Annotated in this window: 18 protein-coding genes; all 18 read right to left on the bottom strand. The window is 50.8% G+C overall.

Annotated elements, in window-relative coordinates; genetic code table 11:
* Positions 1 to 7 precede the first annotated feature (7 nt).
* The 18 genes from B2U90_RS01010 to B2U90_RS00925 all read right to left on the bottom strand — a co-directional run bounded on the left by B2U90_RS01010 (position 8) and on the right by B2U90_RS00925 (position 18,284).
* The gene (locus B2U90_RS01010; protein ID WP_059077104.1) at positions 8 to 883 is read right to left on the bottom strand and encodes a LysR family transcriptional regulator; all 876 of its coding nucleotides are present in this window, start codon (positions 881 to 883) and stop codon (positions 8 to 10) included.
* A gap of 210 nt (positions 884 to 1,093) precedes the next feature.
* Positions 1,094 to 2,242: a galactonate dehydratase gene (gene dgoD, locus B2U90_RS01005; RefSeq protein ID WP_292016865.1), complete on the bottom strand. Its 1,149-nt coding sequence runs from the start codon at positions 2,240 to 2,242 to the stop codon at positions 1,094 to 1,096.
* A 221-nt stretch (positions 2,243 to 2,463) separates the two neighbouring features.
* Entirely contained in the window at positions 2,464 to 2,742 is a 279-nt protein-coding gene (locus B2U90_RS01000; RefSeq protein WP_075581814.1) for a TIGR04076 family protein, read from the bottom strand.
* A 43-nt stretch (positions 2,743 to 2,785) separates the two neighbouring features.
* Positions 2,786 to 3,562, bottom strand: a complete 777-nt coding sequence (locus B2U90_RS00995; protein ID WP_292016864.1) for a TatD family hydrolase — start codon at positions 3,560 to 3,562, stop codon at positions 2,786 to 2,788.
* Positions 3,562 to 5,499, bottom strand: a complete 1,938-nt coding sequence (gene metG, locus B2U90_RS00990; RefSeq protein ID WP_113855290.1) for a methionine--tRNA ligase — start codon at positions 5,497 to 5,499, stop codon at positions 3,562 to 3,564. The genes B2U90_RS00995 and metG overlap by 1 nt, the downstream gene beginning before the upstream one ends.
* A gap of 71 nt (positions 5,500 to 5,570) precedes the next feature.
* Positions 5,571 to 6,428: a 16S rRNA (cytidine(1402)-2'-O)-methyltransferase gene (gene rsmI, locus B2U90_RS00985; protein WP_075581811.1), complete on the bottom strand. Its 858-nt coding sequence runs from the start codon at positions 6,426 to 6,428 to the stop codon at positions 5,571 to 5,573.
* Between the two features lie 50 nt (positions 6,429 to 6,478).
* The gene (locus B2U90_RS00980; protein WP_059077110.1) at positions 6,479 to 7,213 is read right to left on the bottom strand and encodes a tRNA1(Val) (adenine(37)-N6)-methyltransferase; all 735 of its coding nucleotides are present in this window, start codon (positions 7,211 to 7,213) and stop codon (positions 6,479 to 6,481) included.
* Complete coding sequence (locus B2U90_RS00975; protein ID WP_059077111.1) at positions 7,203 to 8,045, bottom strand: PSP1 domain-containing protein; 843 nt, start codon at positions 8,043 to 8,045, stop codon at positions 7,203 to 7,205. Before B2U90_RS00975 ends, B2U90_RS00980 begins: the two co-directional genes overlap by 11 nt.
* Positions 8,046 to 9,038 (bottom strand): ATP-binding protein, encoded by a 993-nt coding sequence (locus B2U90_RS00970; protein WP_292016863.1) that lies wholly within the window; start codon positions 9,036 to 9,038, stop codon positions 8,046 to 8,048.
* 98 nt (positions 9,039 to 9,136) lie between these two features.
* Positions 9,137 to 9,814, bottom strand: a complete 678-nt coding sequence (locus tag B2U90_RS00965) for a dTMP kinase (protein ID WP_113855286.1) — start codon at positions 9,812 to 9,814, stop codon at positions 9,137 to 9,139.
* 4 nt (positions 9,815 to 9,818) lie between these two features.
* Positions 9,819 to 11,276, bottom strand: coding sequence for an aminotransferase class I/II-fold pyridoxal phosphate-dependent enzyme (locus tag B2U90_RS00960; RefSeq protein ID WP_292016862.1), 1,458 nt, complete (start codon positions 11,274 to 11,276; stop codon positions 9,819 to 9,821).
* Positions 11,269 to 11,742, bottom strand: a complete 474-nt coding sequence (locus tag B2U90_RS00955) for an NUDIX domain-containing protein (protein WP_075581807.1) — start codon at positions 11,740 to 11,742, stop codon at positions 11,269 to 11,271. Before B2U90_RS00955 ends, B2U90_RS00960 begins: the two co-directional genes overlap by 8 nt.
* Positions 11,743 to 11,865: 123 nt before the next feature.
* Positions 11,866 to 12,903, bottom strand: a complete 1,038-nt coding sequence (locus tag B2U90_RS00950) for a S66 peptidase family protein (protein ID WP_292016861.1) — start codon at positions 12,901 to 12,903, stop codon at positions 11,866 to 11,868.
* On the bottom strand, positions 12,900 to 13,436 hold the full coding sequence (locus B2U90_RS00945; protein WP_292016860.1) for a hypothetical protein: 537 nt from the start codon (positions 13,434 to 13,436) through the stop codon (positions 12,900 to 12,902). Before B2U90_RS00945 ends, B2U90_RS00950 begins: the two co-directional genes overlap by 4 nt.
* Before the next feature lie 20 nt (positions 13,437 to 13,456).
* Positions 13,457 to 15,307 carry an ATP-dependent zinc metalloprotease FtsH gene (ftsH, locus tag B2U90_RS00940; protein WP_170087025.1) on the bottom strand — a complete coding sequence of 617 codons (1,851 nt, stop codon included), beginning with the start codon at positions 15,305 to 15,307 and terminating at the stop codon, positions 13,457 to 13,459.
* A gap of 141 nt (positions 15,308 to 15,448) precedes the next feature.
* Positions 15,449 to 16,231 (bottom strand): amidohydrolase family protein, encoded by a 783-nt coding sequence (locus B2U90_RS00935; RefSeq protein WP_059077117.1) that lies wholly within the window; start codon positions 16,229 to 16,231, stop codon positions 15,449 to 15,451.
* Between the two features lie 11 nt (positions 16,232 to 16,242).
* Positions 16,243 to 17,487 carry an L-fucose:H+ symporter permease gene (fucP, locus tag B2U90_RS00930; RefSeq protein ID WP_059077118.1) on the bottom strand — a complete coding sequence of 415 codons (1,245 nt, stop codon included), beginning with the start codon at positions 17,485 to 17,487 and terminating at the stop codon, positions 16,243 to 16,245.
* A 20-nt stretch (positions 17,488 to 17,507) separates the two neighbouring features.
* Positions 17,508 to 18,284: an SDR family oxidoreductase gene (locus tag B2U90_RS00925; protein ID WP_292016859.1), complete on the bottom strand. Its 777-nt coding sequence runs from the start codon at positions 18,282 to 18,284 to the stop codon at positions 17,508 to 17,510.
* Between the last annotated feature and the right edge of the window lie 247 nt (positions 18,285 to 18,531).

Genomic DNA, 18,531 nt, shown 5'->3' with positions numbered 1-18,531 from the left:
ATCCTTTCTAATCTTTCAGTGCTTCAAACATGCCGCGGAACGTATTGCCATACATACTTCCCTTACGCCATAAGAACGTAAAGGAATGTTCGGCTGTAAAATTGCGGATATGAATCTTACGAAGCGTACCTGCGGCTAATTCATCACGCACCGATTTTTCATAGGAAAACGAGAATCCCGCATTGCAGTGTACCAACGCCTTGATGGTCTGAGGACTGCCAATTTCCGCCCGGTATGGAAAATCTTCCAGCGACAGGCTGTATTCGGCCAGAGTCCGTTCCAAAAGATCCCGTGAGCCGGATCCCCGTTCTCGGACGCAAAGGCGTTTTAGCAAGAGATCGGTCAGCTCTACTTCATCGGGAACATCGAATTCCGGACCGCATACGGCAATGAGCGGTTCTTTAGAAAACAGCATAGTTTCGTATTGTTTCTGTTCAAAAAATCCTTCGACGATGGCAAAGTCGATTTTACCATCATTAATTTCCTGCAATAACTGCTCCGTATCAGCGATTTCCAACCGCAAAAGGACTTCCTGATTTTCCCTCAGATACTGTGCCAGTTTATCCACAATCATAAACTCGCCTATTGTATGGGTCGCACCAAAGGAAACGATTTTCGTACTGCGTCTGAGTTCCTGCAGTTTTTCCTTCAGGATGAGATCATCATGCCGGATAGTGGCTGCTGCATCCAGAAGGATATGTCCGGCCTGTGTCAGAATGAGGTGCTTGCCCGTATAATCGAATAATTTGGCATGGTACTCATTTTCCAGGTAGCGGATGTGCTGTGAGACAGCCGGCTGTGTGATATGCAGCTCTGCTGCAGCCTTGGTATAGTTCATATGGCGGCAGACACACAAAAACGTATGAATACGAAAATCTAGCATGAGGCGGCTCCTCTCTCAATTAGAAATATAATACGTATCAATAATTTAAGCGTAATCCTCATGAACATTCTACGGTATTTCTGAAATTTAATCAAGGTGTAATACGGTGGAAACAGCTGTACTATGCACGGTTATACTATTTTTCTACTTGTTAACAATATATATCGGTCCACCTCTGGTTCAGGATACACCATTCTCATTTTACGTGTACTACCATTCCAATACGGTACCCGTCTCATCGCGCCATACGGGATTCTTCCAATGATGTCCCACGGCTGCAGCAGCCCGTACCTTTTCTTCGTCTATTTCGATTCCCAGTCCTGGTTTTGTCAGAAGATTGACATATCCCTGATGATAGATAAATACGGACGGATCTTTCAGATAATCAAGCAGGTCAGATCCCTGATTATAATGGATTCCCAGGCTTTGTTCCTGAATGACCGCATTATATGTGCAGAAATCAATCTGCAGTGCCACCGCAAGGGCAATCGGACCCAGCGGGCAGTGAGGAGCCAGTGCTACATCGTAGGCTTCTGCCATAGCCGCGATCTTCTTCGTTTCCAGGATTCCCCCGCAATGGCAGGGATCGGGCTGGATATAATCGACACCGCCCCGGGCCAGCATCTGCTTGAATCCCCAGCGGGTATAATTCCGTTCTCCTGTAGCAATGGGCGTAGAGAACTGTTGCCGCAGCATGGGGAAAATTTCTTCATTTTCACAAAGAACCGGTTCTTCGACGAAAAGGAGACGGTACGGTTCCAGTTCTTTCATGAGCGTAAAAGCCAGCGGTTTATGGACACGGCCATGGAAATCGACGGCAATATCCATATCGTACCCGAATGCTTCCCGGATAGATGCCACACGGGCTACAGCTTCATCAATCTGTCGGTTGTTCTGGATCCAGCCTACCTTGGGAACACCGTTCATCTTAACAGCCCGGTATCCCTGTTCGTATTTTTCTTTTGCCGCCTGCAGCACTTCGTCGGGCTGATCGCCGCCAATCCAACAGTATACTTTCATTTTATCGTGGCATACGCCGCCCAGGAGCTCGTATACGGGCACGCCCAGGGCTTTGCCCTTAATATCCCACAACGCTTGTTCAATACCGGAAATGGCACTCATCAGGACAGGACCGCCACGATAAAAACCAGCGCGGTACAATACATTCCACAAGTCTTCAATCCGCCCGGCCTCTTTGCCGATAAGGTACTCTTCCAACTCTCTAACAGCAGCAGCTACCGTATCAGCGCGTCCTTCAATAACAGGTTCCCCCCATCCTGATAGCCCTGTGTCAGTCGTAATCTTTAAAAAGAGCCAGCGGGGTGGTACCTTAAATAATTCTATCGATTGAATTTTCATGTTTACGCCTCCTCACACCTTTGGCAGATGACTCATAAGATTATCTTATACATTTCCAATTATATCAATTGCCTTGTCCAACCGCAACATCCCGGTGCCAGGTGGGCCTGAAGCGGTCCCTCTGGACGATGTATCGGCGATTCATGGCAGACAAATCCTGCCCTGGAACAAAAAAGCGGGCACACGAAACAGGGTTGTTTCGTATGCCCGCCTATCCAGACTTATTCCTCTTCTTTTATGACTTCTGCTTTAAATACCATGGCCACATCCGCATCGGAACAACAAAATTCTGCCGTTCCTTCCGGCTGTCCCGGCAATGTGCCTCCGTAGCGCAGGATGTCAATATAGGGAAAGGCGCAATGAAGTGCCATAGGGCAAATCCTGCCCCGTTCGGTATCATAATCAAACGTTTCACCGACATGATGACCACGGTGACAGCCTATTTTCCCTAACTTCCCCGTAATGGTCAGCCGTATGTCCGGCCGTTTTCCTCGTGTCATACTACTCTCCTTTTCTGAGCGGACCAATAGCATCCGATGAGATTCAGACATCTTCTGCTATTCCGAATACTTGTAACCCATTAGCCGTAGTCTGACTGATGACGTATTCTACATCGAGGCCGCGCAGCCGGGCTATTTCCTCTGCCACATACCGCACATAGGCCGGCTCATTGCGTCTGCCCCGGTACGGCGGCGGTGTCAGGTAGGGACTATCCGTTTCGATGAGCAGGCGTTCCATCGGGATACGGGAAGCCACCTGTTTTGCCCGCTTGGAATTGGGAAATACGACCGTACCGGTAAAGCCAAAATAAAACCCCATGCGGATCAGTTCTGTCGTCATTTCCAGGCTCCCGGAATAACAATGGAAGACGCCGCGCAAGCCCTTTCCATACCGACGGAGGATTTCCATTGTATCGCCGTGGGCCTCCCGGTCATGAATGTCAATAGGAAGGTCTAAATCGCGGGCCAGACCTATCATCTCAATGAAGATTTCTTTTTGCGTGTCCCGTGCCGGCGTGTCGTAATGATAATCGAGGCCCACTTCGCCAATAGCCACGACAGCCGGCTCCTGCTCCGCCATACGGCGGATTGCTTCTATATCACCAGGCTGCACGCGGCCCGCTTCCTGCGGATGGATTCCTACCGCTGCATATATCCCGTCATAGTGCCGTGCCAGTTCTACGCAGGCTTCAGAAGACTGCCGGTCCGTCGCCGGGCAGAGCATCCTTCCAATACCGGCAGCACAGGCACGCTCCAGCACGGCCGGCCGGTCTGCATCATACGCTGCATCGTAAAGATGACAGTGTGTATCAAACAACATCAGCGGACGCGGCTTCCCGGTGCCATGCCATCGACAAAGACGACCTGCAGATGATCGTTGCCATCCGATGCTGCCAGCAGCATCCCTTTCGATTCTACACCACACAGCTTAACCGGTTTCAGATTCGTCACGACAATAACATTATGACCAATCAGGTCTTCCGGCTTATAATACAGAGAAATACCACTGACAATCTGACGGGTTTCTGTACCCAAATCAACCTGGATTTTGAGAAGTTTTTTGGCTTTCGGTACTTTTTCACAGGCTACAATTTTGCCGACGCGGAGATCATTTTTGCCGAAATCATCAATGTTGATTTCATCTTTGAACGGTTCTTTTGCTGCAGGGCAGGCAGCGGCCGCTTTCTTTTCTTCTTCCGCTTCAGCAATTTCTTCTTTCGGATCATACCGTGGGAACAAAGGCGCTCCTTTGCAAACTTTCGTACCGGCCGGATACAGGCCCCAAGTCTGTCCATCTGCCAAAATTGCCTGGGAGAAATCACCCAGCCCCAGCTGTTTCCATATTTCAGCAGCCGCCGACGGGATGACCGGGCTTACCAGCATGGCAATGATACGCTGTACTTCCAGGAGATTGTACAGAACAGTCTGGAGGCGTTCTTTTTTAGCCGGGTCTTTGGCGAGAATCCACGGTGTCGTTTCATCGATATATTTATTGCTGCGATGGATCAGAGCCCATGTATCGTTAAGGGCGTCATTAATCTTCATGTCATCCATCTGCTGTTCGTATTTTTTAGCAGTTTCTACGGCCATCTGGGACAATTCGCTGTCCACCGGTTCTGCAGCCGAAGGACCGGCTGCCACTCCGTTTTCATACTGTTCAACCATAGCCAGCGTACGATGGAGAAGATTGCCCAGGTCGTTGGCCAGATCGGCATTGATCCGGTCGATAAAGGTCGGCAGAGAGAAGTTGCCATCCTGGCCGAGACGGATTTCACGCATCAGATAATACCGGAGTGAATCGGCGCCATAGCGTTTAATCAGTGGAATCGGATCGACGACATTGCCCAGGGATTTACTCATCTTCGTCCCATCGACAATCAGCCAGCCGTGACCGAATACTTTTTTGGGCAGAGGAAGGCCCGCACTCATCAGCATAATGGGCCATATAATTGAATGGAACCGTACAATTTCCTTACCGACCAGATGAAGATCTGCCGGCCACCATTTTTTGAAGCGTTCTTCATCAAATACATAGCCAGCTGAAGTCAGGTAGTTAGCCAGGGCATCATACCAGACGTATACGACATGTTTCGGATCCCAGGGTACGGGAATCCCCCAGTTAAAGGATGTACGGGATACGCACAAATCTTCCAGACCGCTTTTGACAAAGGCAATCATTTCATTGCGGCGGGCTTCCGGCTGAATGAAATCAGGGTTTTCATCGATGAATTTCAGCCAGCGGTCCGTATAATTGCTCATCTTGAGGAAATAAGCTTCTTCCGAAACGAGTTCCAGCGGGCGGCCGCAATCCGGGCAGATGTGTTTGCCTTCGGGCAGTTTATTTTCCGGCCAGAACGATTCACAGGGAGTGCAGTACCAGCCTTTGTATTCTCCTTTATAAATATCTCCCTTGTCATAGGATTTCTGCATCAGGGCCTGCGTCACTTTGACATGATCGGCATCAGTCGTACGGATAAAGCGGTCATGGGAAATGTTCAGTTCCTTCCAGAGTTCTTTGAAAAGAGCCACGATGCCGTCAACATATTCCTTAGGCTGCATTCCCTTGCTTTCAGCGGCACGCTGGATTTTCTGACCATGTTCATCAGATCCGGTAGTAAAAAAGACGTCATCGCCGCGGAGACGATGGAACCGGGCCAGTGTGTCGGCAATAGTCGTGCAGTACGTGTGACCGATATGCAACTTGGCACTCGGATAATAAATCGGGGTGGTAATAAAATACTTCTTCTTGTCTGTCATGGAAATTCCTCCTCTGCCGGCAAATGAGCCGGCCTTTTGTACGGGAAACGCTGCTGATGAACCAGCGTTTCTTAAGGGGCTGAGCTGCCCTCTGAAGCAAGCACCGCCTGATATACCACACGGCGGCTGACACCACAGCGCTGGGCTACGGTCCGGATAGCCTGCTTTTTATCTGTTCCCTTATCCATCAGTTCCCGGACAAGGGATGCATAATCATCGTCGGAAGGGCCGTCTTCTTGCGGAACGGCACCGGCGACGAGGATCACAAATTCACCGCGGACCCCTTCCTGTTCCAGTTCCGTCCGGAGCTGGGACAACGGTCCCCGCAGATATTCCTCATAGCGTTTGGTCAGTTCCCGGCAAAGCACTGCTTTGCGGTCTCCCAACGCTTCTTCTATTTCTGCCAGCACAGCAAGGATGCGGTGCGGCGCTTCATAAAAAATCAATGTGCCCGTATAGTCTTTGATACTTTCCAGTACGGGACGGCGGTGTTTCTTTGTCTTTGGAAGAAACCCTACAAACGTAAACCGCGTCGTATCCATGCCCGATGCAATGAGCCCCGTAAGACCCGCATTGGCTCCGGGAAGCGGTACGACGGGGATATGCTCGGCAATGGCCATCTGTACGAGGTCACTGCCGGGATCACAGATAGCCGGCATGCCTGCATCGCTCACCAATGCAAGCATACAGCCTTCTTTGAGTTTTTCAATAAGCTGCGGCCCTTTTTCCGCCTTGTTATGTTCATGGTAACTCGTCGTCGGCGTCCCTATATCGTAGGCCGAAAGGAGAAGTCTCGTATGGCGTGTATCTTCTGCGGCGATCAAATCGGCTTCCCTGAGGCATCGCACGGCCCGGTAGGTGATATCTTCCATATTGCCAATGGGCGTAGCACACAGATACAATGTGCCTTTTTGAAATTGTTCAGCCATCATGACCTCCTTCAGCCCTGTTCGTATTATATACGATAATATACCAAATATTACAATTTTCCATATAATTTCAAAACGTCTTCCGTATAGGTCCCATCGGCATGATGTACGATAAGCGGCGGCAGGACATCTACACCCTTGCTGCCACCCCGTATTCCTTCTACGAGGAACAGTTTGGCCTTCTTATCTGCCCTTCCATGGACCATCTGTACCACTTTGGGTTCAATGGCATGGATGCGCATCGCCGTCAGGATATCTGTCAGGCGTTCCGTTATATGCACCATGCGGAAGCGTCCATGGAACTTGAGCGCAAAGGAGGCCGCATCGAGCACATCATCCAGTGTAGCCGTTTCTTCGTGACGCGCCCGCCGGATTCCTTCGGCATCACTGTATGCGCCACGGCTTTTTTCCCGATACGGCGGATTAGCATATACTGCTGCAAACGCTCCGCTGTCCGACCACTGCCGGATAGTACGGTAATCTCCTTCCACTATGGTAATGACCGGCTCACGGCCATTGAGTATCACATTCCGCCGGGCAATATCCGCCATGACCGGATTGAGTTCAGCACCGGTCACGGAAACAGCACCGCGGGCGCTCAGAATAAGCGGGATTGCCGCCGTCCCTGTACCCAGGTCCAGGACTTTCCCCCGGGGTACCGTACCAAAATGAGCCAGCAGCACCGTATCGAGAGAAAAGCAGAACTGATCATCGCGCTGGATAATTTTCATCCCGTCCAGGACCAGGTCATCGAGCCGTTCGTGAGGTCCCAGACTAACTTTCATGATCTGGTTCGGCTACATCCGACCAGGGAACGTTGACATTGTGCCCTGATTCGAGCTGTACCTTGACCGTATGGTCTTTCATATGGACGCGCAGGACCGTACCCAGGCCTTCATCGGTAATGACCCGCTGTCCGACCTGCGGTGGTTTCTGTTGTTCACAATTTTTCTGGCAGTTCTGGCATTTGAGTTCCCCTGACGTATACAAATCATTTTCGTAGCGCAGGCAGCACATGAGGCGGCCGCAGATACCGGATATCTTCGTCGGATTGAGGGACATGCCCTGTCCTTTAGCCATACGGATTGATACGGGCTTGAAATCGCCCAGGAAGGAAGCACAGCATAACGGCCGGCCGCAATACCCGATACCGCCAATCATCTTGGCTTCATCGCGGAGGCCGATCTGCCGCAGCTCAATACGCGTACGGAATACGGATGCCAGGTCGCGCACCAGTTCCCGGAAATCAATCCGCCCGTCAGCGGTAAAAAAGAATATGATTTTTCCCATATCGAAGGTGTAATCCACATCGATAAGCTTCATGGGAAGTTTATGTTTGGCGATTTTTTCCAGGCAGATGGTAAACGCTTTCTTTTCTCTTTCCTTATTGCGTTCCACCTGCCGCATATCTTTCGCCGTCGCTTTGCGGATAATAGGTTTTAGTGGCTGTACCACTTCCGAAGCGGCGACACTGCGCGGGGCAATGACCACCGTTCCGTATTCCATACCGCGGGCCGTTTCGACAATGACCCCGTCCCCTTCAGCGAGAACGATCTCTGTCGGGTCAAAATAATATATCTTGCCGGCTGGTTTAAAACGAATGCCAACAACTATCAACTATATTCCTCCTTTTGCCCGGATAAACCGGATACACACCGCATCCCACACCAGCCGCACGTTGACGTGACGGAGGATTGCTTCTCCCGCTTCATCGAGAACATGCTGGAGTGAAAAAATACAGGAATCCGGCCAGGCCGGCAGCAATTCTGAAACTTCATGGGCATACTGGCCCAGGCGGAGTCGTCCTGCCGGTACACCCGAACGCATGACTGCCATGTCGCGAAGAAGCATCTGGATCCAGCGGAAAACCTCCTGCGATTCCTGATCCGTCCACCCCGCCGAGATACTGTGCCACTTGGCATAAGGGCATGCGTGACGGGCCATGACCTGCAGGAAGGACAGTGCCTGCTGCAGCGCTTCAAGGCCTTTTCCCTCTTTCAGGGCAAGGACACGGGCGACATTGCCACCGCCCCACAACACAGCCTGACGATAGGATTCTGCCGTTCCTCCATATTGCCGCACCAGCCCGCCTAACATTTCCTCATCACCGACCGGTTCAAAGGATATGATGGCACAGCGTGACACAATCGTCGGCAGTAATAAGTCGGGCTGACTGGTCACAAGAATGAAATGCACGCCTTCTGGCGGCTCTTCCAATGTCTTGAGCATGCGGTTGGCAAATTCCTTGTTCATCGTTTCTACGTGATTAATAATGCAGACCCGGCTCCCGGAAGCGCGTAACATCAGCTTTTCCTGAAGCTGCCGAAACTGATCTACCCGGAGCATCGTACCGATAACATCCAGATAAAAAACGGTTCCTCCATCTTCAATGAATGGCGTATCGGCATCGCAGGACAGGTGGGTAAAATCAGCCAGGAGCGGACGGTCACTGATCGTTTCTGCAACGGCCCGTGCCATCAGCGCTTTGCCAAGGCCTTCCGGTCCGGCAAAAATCATGGCGTGGGGCAGCCGCTCTTCGGCAATCAGACGCCGCAGACGTGCCTTGACCGTCTCATGGCCGATAACAGCATCAAAATAATCCTGACTCATGCCGCGCCCTCCTGTTGAAAAATCTATACTAATCCTTTCTATTATAAGGAAAATAAAGCATAAAGTCTATACTATGCCTTCCATGAGAAAAATACCGCTTACGGTATCAGGACTGCCGCGACTGCCTGGTATACGTCAGCGTGTATATCGTCTATGCTGCGCATACGCCCGTCTTCCGTACAGGCAATACGCTGCCAGCCATATCGGTCTGTCAGTTCATCATAGGCATCATGGCATTTATGTAAAAAAGACCCGTTTTTTTCATGAATGTCACCCGTAGTGCCGCCGGTTTTCCCTTGTCTGCCCGCCATCAGCTGTTCTGTCACATCGAGTGGCACATCGAGAAGACATACCAGGTCCGGGCGGGGAAGCCCCATCTTTCCAAATTCAAAATCTTCCAGCCAATCCAGATAGGCACGGCGATCTGCCGGATCATTGAATTTAATCATCTGATAGAGCATGTTACTCGTCGTATACCGGTCAGCCAGAACAATCCCGCCCTGTTCTAAAAATGATTTCCAGTGCATCTGATAGGACGCGAAGCGGTCTACAGCGTAAAAGGCAGACGCTGCATAGGGATTGACCGCGTCGGCATCAGCGCCGAAATCGCCCCGCAGGTACATGCGTACGAGGGCACTGGAATCGCTGTCATAATCGGGAAAACTTACGGCCCGTACCGATTGTCCTTCTCTTTGGAGATGCTCCTGCAGCAATTTCGTCTGTGTCGCCTTGCCGCTGCCGTCTCCGCCTTCTATGATAATCAACCTGCCTTGCATGATATCATCCTTTCCGTACGACCTGTATCGTGTCCAGACTGCTGTCTGCCGCACCATTAGTTACATATCCCTCATTTAATTTCTGGTCAATATATGCCAGTACCTCCCCGGTCAATACTTCCCCTGCCGCCACAACAGGGATTCCCGGCGGATAAAAGGTAATCGTTTCTGCACATATTTGTCCTGCACAAAGAGGACGGGCCATCGCTTCTTTTTCAGCATACCAGGCTTCCCGTGGCGCCATGACGACGCGGGGCTGTGGCAGTGGCGGTTCAGCGGTATCTTTCCGCTCCACGGTCTCATGCGTACAGGCAATCGTACGGCAGCCCTCCAGTAAAGTCTGTATGCTTTTTTCTGTATCACCAAAGGTAACAAGTGCCAACACGTGATGGCCGGCGGTAAGTTCTACTTCGATATGGGCAGCCCGCAGCAGACGTTCCGCTTCCCGCCCGGTAAGCCCCAGGCCTGAAAAATCAATCGTCAGTTTCGTTTCATCCAAGGACTCAACGGCTTCATAACGCGTCATCTCCCCGCCAAAGCAGCTGATTCCGGACAGGGCATTGAGCTGCTTGCGGGCCTGTCGGGCCAGAAACAGTGCCTTCTCTTCCAGTGCTCTTCCTTCCAGTGCCATTTGCTGCCGCGCCAGATCCAGCGATGCCAGAAACCAGTAATGGGGACTCGTAGACTGGACAAGCGCCATAGCTGCCGCTACCCGTTCTGTATACGGGAACCCCTTGCGGCAGTGAAGCATAGACGTCTGTGTCAGCGATCCCGTCAGTTTATGCGTGCTCTGAGCCACACAATCGGCACCACAGGCCAGGGCATCTGCCGGCAGGTCTTCATGAAAAGCCAGATGCGCCCCGTGCGCCTCATCAACCAGTACAATCAGTCCGTGCTGGTGGGCAATCTGTACCATCTCTGCCAACCGTCCGGCCAGACCGTCGTAGGTCGGATAGGTGAAAAGTACAGCTTTTGCCTCCCCATGAGCCGCAATGGCCGCCTGCAGACTAGCCGGGTCAGGGCCGAGTGAAACTTCTTCCCTGCCGGCATAGCGGCTTTCCATATACGCTGGCATGGCCCCGCTCAGAATCAGGCCGCTCAGGACGCTGCGGTGGGCTTCTCTTGGAATAAGCACGGTATCGCCGGGCCCGCAGACAGCCAGAATCATCGCTTCAATACAGGCCGTCGTCCCATTGACGGAAAAGAAAGTCCGTCCGGCACCATAGGCATCTGCCGCCAGTTCCATCGCCTCCCGGAGCGGGCCTTCCGGCTGAAATAAGTCATCCAGAGCGTACATAAGGCCCAAATCCTGCCGCAGCGCTGTTCCAAAAAGGGCCTGTTCCCTGCAAGGGGCTCCAGTCCCCAATTTATGCCCCGGCGTATGAAATGGCACCATCTGCTGCTGGCAATATTCCTCTAACGCATCGGCAAAAGGAGTTCTCTTCTGCGCTTCTTTATTCATGTCCAATCACTCCATGAAGACGCAGGAACGGCTGGAGCAGGAAATCCTGCCGCTCATAGTCTGCCTCCTGCATCCGGTCCAGCGACCGTCTCAGTGATCCGTGAAGTTCACACGTACGGAATTCTTCCGGCGTCACCCAGCGGTAATCACAGTGTTCGTGAGAAAGGCGTACGTCCTCCTTATCTGTCACAGCCGTAAAAATAACGCCGTTCAGAAACTGGCCGTCTTTTTTCTGATAACTCCATGTTCCTGCTGTCGCCAGAATCTGAATAGAAAGCCCGGTTTCTTCCATGACCTCCCGGCGTACAGCCATAGCAAAGTCCTCATCGCGCCTCAGTCCTCCGCCGGGAAATTCCCAGTGATGCAACCCTTCCGAATCATTTTTCTGCAGCACGAGCAGGCGGCCGGCATGAAAAATCATTGCCTTTACGCTCAGTCCCATATGCACCCGTTCTTCCTGTGCCATAGCGCACTCCTTTCTGCATCTTTCATATACAACTATAATAGATTATTTTAACAAATACGGGACAACAAAAAAAGCCCTGATTCGGCCATAACCGGGACCGGACACACAAAAAAACGCATCTCGTCATTTCGATGCGTTTTTTTGTGTCGTATGAGCTTCTTTGATAATCAGCTGAGCCGTTCCATCGGACCGGGCATCCAGTTCGCTGTCTGCGCCTATAGGAATGCAGGCCTTATCCGCCCCGTGACCAAAGGGTAATCCCCGGGCAGCAGGCTTTCCGGCTTTCTTTGCATAATAGTCCAGCACTTCATCGGTCGTAAAATCACCGGAATCGTGGCCACAGTCTGTAAAATCGCCATAGACAATTCCTTCCACCTGCTGTAGCAGCCCATTTTGCCAGAGCTGGTTCAGCATCCGATCGATGCGGTATGATTCTTCTCCCACATCTTCCAGAACCAGAATACAGCCTTTTCCTTTTAATTCATACGGTGTACCGGCAAGGGAGGCAACAACGGAAAGGTTGCCACCTATAATCCTGCCGGAGGCTTTCCCCGGCAGCACGGTCTGTAAGACTCTGCCGGCCGGCATAGTCACAGCTCCCAGCGGCACCGAGGTGGTCACGGCCTTTTCAAACTGCTGAGAGGAATAGGGACTGCCCGGAAGAGTGATGAGTAGCGGGCCATTGAGCGTCACGAGACGGCTTTTCTCATAAAGCGCTGCCTCAAGGGCCGTAATATCACTAAATCCGATCAGCAACTTGGGATGGGCCGCAATCATGGCATAATCAAGCTGGTCCAGAATACGGGAACTACCATATCCGCCATTGAGGCAGAGAATAGCATCGATGCGATCGTCGCGGAAAAATTCATTGATATCAAAGGCCCGCTCCGAATCGGTACCGGCAAAATAGCCATACCGATGCAGTGCCGACGGAGCCAGGCACGTTTTATACCCCATGGCATGGAGTGCTTCCAGATGGGGAGCCAGTGCGATATCTTCGCTATGTGTCGCCGGCGCAACGATGCCTATCGTATCACCGGGCTGAAGAGGGCGTCCTTTGACGACAGGCAAACCGTATGCACAGACTGGCACCACAATGACACTTGTCAGCAGGGATATCAGTACCACGGCCAGCAGACCATAAATACGAAAACGCCTCACGGTACATCTCCCACAGCCGGCATCACCGCCGGTCCGCGATAATACCGTTCCATGGCTTGTGCGTACTGGCCGGCATCATAGAGATACTTGCCGGTTTTTGCTTTATAGCAGAGATTAACCGCCACATAATCTGCCATCTGGCTGTGCTGTATCCGTTTGCTCATGGGAACAGCCTGCCAGGAATGCGTCCCTTCATCATAGACCCAGGCCTCTCTGCTCCGGTCTATCTTATAGGTAATCGTATACGTCCCTTCTATTTGTCCAGAATCTTCTTTAGAATTGAACATAGGGACTTTAAATACCCAGTCTCCTCCTTGTCCCGGTATCGTTTCCAGACGCGACAAATCGACATATACTTCGTATCCCATGCCGAAATTTACAGGCCGGTAACGGGAATCGGCGGCCAGCGGGCTCTTGAAATACGCCTGTGCCGGCAGCACACTTCCAGCACCCAGACACAAGGCCAGGCTCATCAGGACGGCTGCCTTTTTCCATATGTTTCCGTTTCGTCTGCCATACTTGCCGTTTTTCATCCTATCTCCGCCTCTCTTATTTAATCTTCCGGCAGTTCCGGAGCATCTTTGACTTCATCCTGTTTATAGTATTTACGCAAAATAGCCATAAATTCCTTCCCTGTAATCGTTTCTTTTTCATACAGGAACTTTGCCAGCTCATCCAGAAGGGGGCGGTTATCGGAAAGAATTTTTCTGGCTTTGTTATGCTGTTCCTTGACGAGTGACACGACTTTGGCATCGATGTACTTCTGCGTTTCCGGTGCGCAGGCCAGAGACGTATCGCCGCCCAGATACTTATTAGTCACCGTTTCCATAGCGACCATATCAAACTCATCACTCATACCATATCGGGTAATCATGGCCCGGGCCAGCTTCGTCGCCTGTTCGATGTCATTGGAAGCGCCGGTCGTCACCCGGCCGAATACGACTTCTTCCGCAGCGCGGCCACCGGTAAAGGTAGCTATCTTATTTTCCAGTTCTTCTTTGGAAAGAATATATTTATCCTGCTGATCCACCTGCATGGTATAGCCCAGAGCCCCGGACGTACGGGGAATGATGGTGATTTTCTGTACCGGTGCCGAATGGCTCTGAAGAGCAGCTACCAGGGCATGTCCGATTTCATGATAGGCCACAGTCCGCTTTTCTTCATCCGACAAAATAGCATTCTTCTTCTGATAGCCGGCGATGACGACTTCGATGCTTTCTTCCAGGTCGGCCTGACAAACGGCATCCCGGTGGTCCCGGACAGCACGCAGCGCCGCTTCATTGACAATGTTAGCCAGTTCTGCCCCGGAAGCGCCGGCAGCCATACGGGCAATGGTGTGGAAATCGACGTCCGGCCCCAGACTAACCTTGCGTGCATGGGCCTTGAGGATGGCTTCGCGCCCCTGAAGATCTGGCAATTCGACAGGAACGCGGCGGTCAAACCGGCCCGGGCGCAATAGTGCCGGGTCCAGTGATTCCGGACGGTTGGTAGCCGCCAGAATGACGACACTGTCATCGGCATCAAAGCCGTCCATTTCCGTAAGGAGCTGATTCAGCGTCTGTTCCCGTTCACTATTGCCCATAGCACTGCCCGTCCGCTTCTGACCGATAGCATCTATTTCATCGATGAAAATAATGCACGGCGCTTTCTGTTTGGCCTGATTGAAAAGGTCCCTCACTTTGGAAGCACCCATGCCGACGAACATTTCTACAAATTCCGACCCCGCAATTGGGAAAAAGGGAACACCGGCTTCGCCGGCTACAGCCTTGGCCAGCATAGTCTTTCCTGTGCCCGGAGGGCCTACGAGGAGTACCCCTTTGGGCATCTTAGCCCCTACTTTGGCATATTTATCGGGATGATGAAGGAAATCGACGATTTCAGACAGATTTTCCTTGGCTTCATCTTCCCCGGCTACATCGGAGAAATGAATGCCATTAGCAGAGGGAACATAGACTTTGACCTGATTTTTCGAGCCGAACATGAGCGAATTTCCGCCACCGCGGCTCATCAGTTTGCGGTTGAAATAATAGCCGATACCAAAGAAAATCAGAATAGGCAGAATCCAGGCAATGAGGAAATCTGTAAAAGGCGAATCCTTTTCTTTGATGACCTGATTGAAAGAAACGTCGGCTTTATGCAGCCGTTCTGTCAGCTGAGGATCATTGACGACACCGGTCCGATATTGATTGCCGTCTTTGTCTTTGAAGAGAATCTGATTTTCTTCAATTTCCACACTGGCCACCGATTTGTCATCGGTCATATTCATGAAGGTGCCATAATCGACATTTTTGACGCTCTGCTGATCATAATAAGGTTTGGCAATGGCATTAAACACAAATATTATCGCCAGCGCCACGATATAATAAAACAGCATGGGCTTCTTTTTTTCTTTGACTTCTTTCATGGTGTCACTCCCTTACTGTGCAAACTGTACTATGTGGTATTATTATAACCCCAAACAGGGAAAAATGATACGGAAAAAAGCACTGCCGGCAGAAGCAGTGCTTTTCCTCAGAGAAGTGGCTATCTAACAGGCATAAGCGTATTAGTCTGTAATCCGATATAACGCTTTTGTCGTATTAGCAAAGAAATCAGGATCGTCGTGGAAATAATCGCGGACGATATTGAGGTGTTCATCAAAGGTTGAATACAGTGATACGACGGGGAAATTGGATGCGTATATGAGGCGGTCCGGAGCAAAGGTCCCGCTCAGGAAATCGAGGAGTTCTTTCACGAACGTTTTATCCTGGGTCGGAAAGCCCGAAACCTTGCAGTACACATTGGGAAGAGAGGCAAATTTAGTCATCACTTCTTTATATGCTGGAGTCACTTCCGTAGCATTCCCACAGTGATTGATGACGATTTTGGCCTGCGGAACGGTCTTTGCCGCCTGATACATATCGTCCAGTTCTTCCGTACGGTTGCAGCTTTCAAAGAGAAGTCCCGCATCAGCCAATGCTTCCAATCCTTCGATAAAGCTTTTCTGCAGGCAGCGGCCTTTAGGCGATCCCGGCACATGGAGCGGTTCGCGGACACCGGCAATGCCAAGGGGTACGCGCATGTGTGCCGAAAGGGGGGCCCGCATGACTTTGGCCAGCATCTTCGGTTCGTGAAGGCCATAAATGTATTCGTCTTCTTTAAAACGGTCGTCGCAATCGACTTCGATATAGACGCCGCCGAGGAAGTTGACATCGGAGTGGCGACCATAGGCTTTCAGAAGATCTGACACGGCGTAGCTATGAGCAATGGCCGGACAGTCTTTGAGCCAGGGAAGACGAAGTACATCGAGATTCCATATATGGAAATGGCTGTCAATAATATCTAACATAACAATTCTCCTTACTGCTGAACAGCTTTCTTGGCACTGTCATCAGCATGGCAGCCTTTGAAGCCGTACCAGGCAACATAGAGGAAGCATGGGATGAGCAGCAGATACCCGGCAGCCGTATTGACCATATCGGCGACATGACCCATGAAGTACGGCATGATAGCTCCACCGACGATGCTCATGATGATGATACTGGATGCCGTCTTGACCAGATTCTGTGGCAGATTGACAATGCTCAGGGCAAAAATGGTCGGGAAACTGATGGACATGAAGAAAAATACGGCAATGAGAAGGAATACGGCTGTGCTGCCGGAAACGACATTCAGCAGTACGACGAGGACGACGTTAATAGCTGAATACGCACCGAGGATTTTACCAGCACTGAATTTTTTCATAAGCGGTGTCGTTACGACACGGCCGATCAGAAAGGCTACGAGCGCGATACTGAAGAAATAAGCGGCACGGCTGTCGGAAAGTCCCTGCCAGTGTTCAACACTGTAATTAATGAAGAAGGCACCGGCGCCGACCTGTGCTGCAATGTAGAGGAACTGGGCGAGAGCACCGAGGCGGAAGTGTTTGTAGCTGAACAGCTGGCTATACGATCCATCTCCTTCGGCGGCATCTTCATCCCCGGAAACTTCTGCCCCTTCCGGCAGTTTGTTGACCACGAAAAGGATAAGCATAACGACGACGATAGCAGCAATACCGACATAAACCATCTGTACGTTGTGCATGTTCTGCGAAATATCTGTGCCGCTGGCGATGGACAGGAAGAGCATGCCCCCGATGATAGGCCCTAAGAACTGGCCGATACCGTTGGCGCACTGAGCGACATTCAGCCGGAATGCAGCATCCTTATCACTGCCTAACTTAGTGATATACGGATTGGCATTCGTTTCCAGGCTGGCCAGACCACAGGCGATGATGAAGAAGGCTACGAGGAAAATCTGGAAGCTGTGGGCATTGCTGGCCGGGACAATCAGGAGGGCACCGATAGCATACAGTGCCAGGCCCATCATGATGCCGCCTTTATAACCGTATTTGCGGGCTACGAGAGAAGCCGGCGTGGCGAAAACGAAATACCCGCCGAAATAAGCTGCCTGCAACAGGCCGGAAGTAGCTTTTGTAATCCCCAGCTGGTTCTGGAAATTCTTATTCATGACATCGATCAGGCCATAGCTGAGCCCCCAGAGCAAAAACAGCGTCGTAACCAGGATAAACGCAATCTTTATACTTTTATTGCTTGCACTTGGCATACGTCCTTACCTCCCTGCTGTTAGGTTAACGCACGGTCGAGATGTACATAGCCGCCATCGACGAATACCCACTGGCCCGTCGTATGGGATGATACCGGTGAGAGGAGGAATACCGTATTGTCTCCAATTTCTTCAATTGTCGTAAAGCGGTGCTGGAACGGAATCTTATCGGTAATGACTTTCTTACGGGCTTCCGGATCATCAAAGGTCTTGATCCATTTTGCATACAGCGGAGTCCAGCATTCGCTGACTACGATGGCATTGACGCGGATTTCATATTGAAGGAACGCAGCGGCCCATTCACGGGTCAGGCCCAGGATAGCCCCTTTGGCAGCTGCATAAGCACTCGTCTTTCCCTGGCCGGTAAGAGCCGTCTTGGATGTAATATTGAGGACAGAGCCTTTGCTCTTGATCAGATAAGGGAGAGCGGCACGGACAAGTTCATAATAATGGGTCAGATTGCCATGAAGACTCTTTTCAAAATCCTGCCACGACGTTTCTTCAATAGCTTTATTATCGTTGCAACCGGCATTATTTACGACGCCATAAATACCCCCGCGGCGTTTCGCTACATCGTCAACAATCGGTTTGATCTGGTCGGTGTTGTTGAGGTCGATGAGGTGAAATTCATAATCGGCGCCCATAGCATCTAATTCTTTTTTGAATGCGGGTTTATCCGAACGGGTCAGAATAATGGGAACAGCGCCTTCTTTTACGAGAGAGACTACGATACCGCTGCCAATACCGGCGCCACCACCAGAAACCAATACGATTTTGCCTTTTAACTGTAAATCCATGATATAATACCATCCTTTCTAACCATACCATAAAGTCATTAACTGTTTAACTTTGTTGCGTATCATGCATGATTTTAATTTTTGTTATTCCTTTTGTTCATGCTTATAGTATAGCATTAGGCAAAGTTCTTTACTTGTGTTATACTACCTATTAGTATAATAATTTTATGTCTATTTCGGTTATTTTATTTATTTTTGTTAGTTAACAATGTTAAAATATAATAATTTTATCGTTTGTTTGTGCAAT

Source organism: Megasphaera sp. UBA4233, from assembly GCF_002395615.1.
Taxonomy (GTDB): Bacteria; Bacillota; Negativicutes; order Veillonellales; family Megasphaeraceae; genus Megasphaera; species Megasphaera hexanoica.
This window is presented reverse-complemented; position numbering and strand designations above follow the sequence as displayed.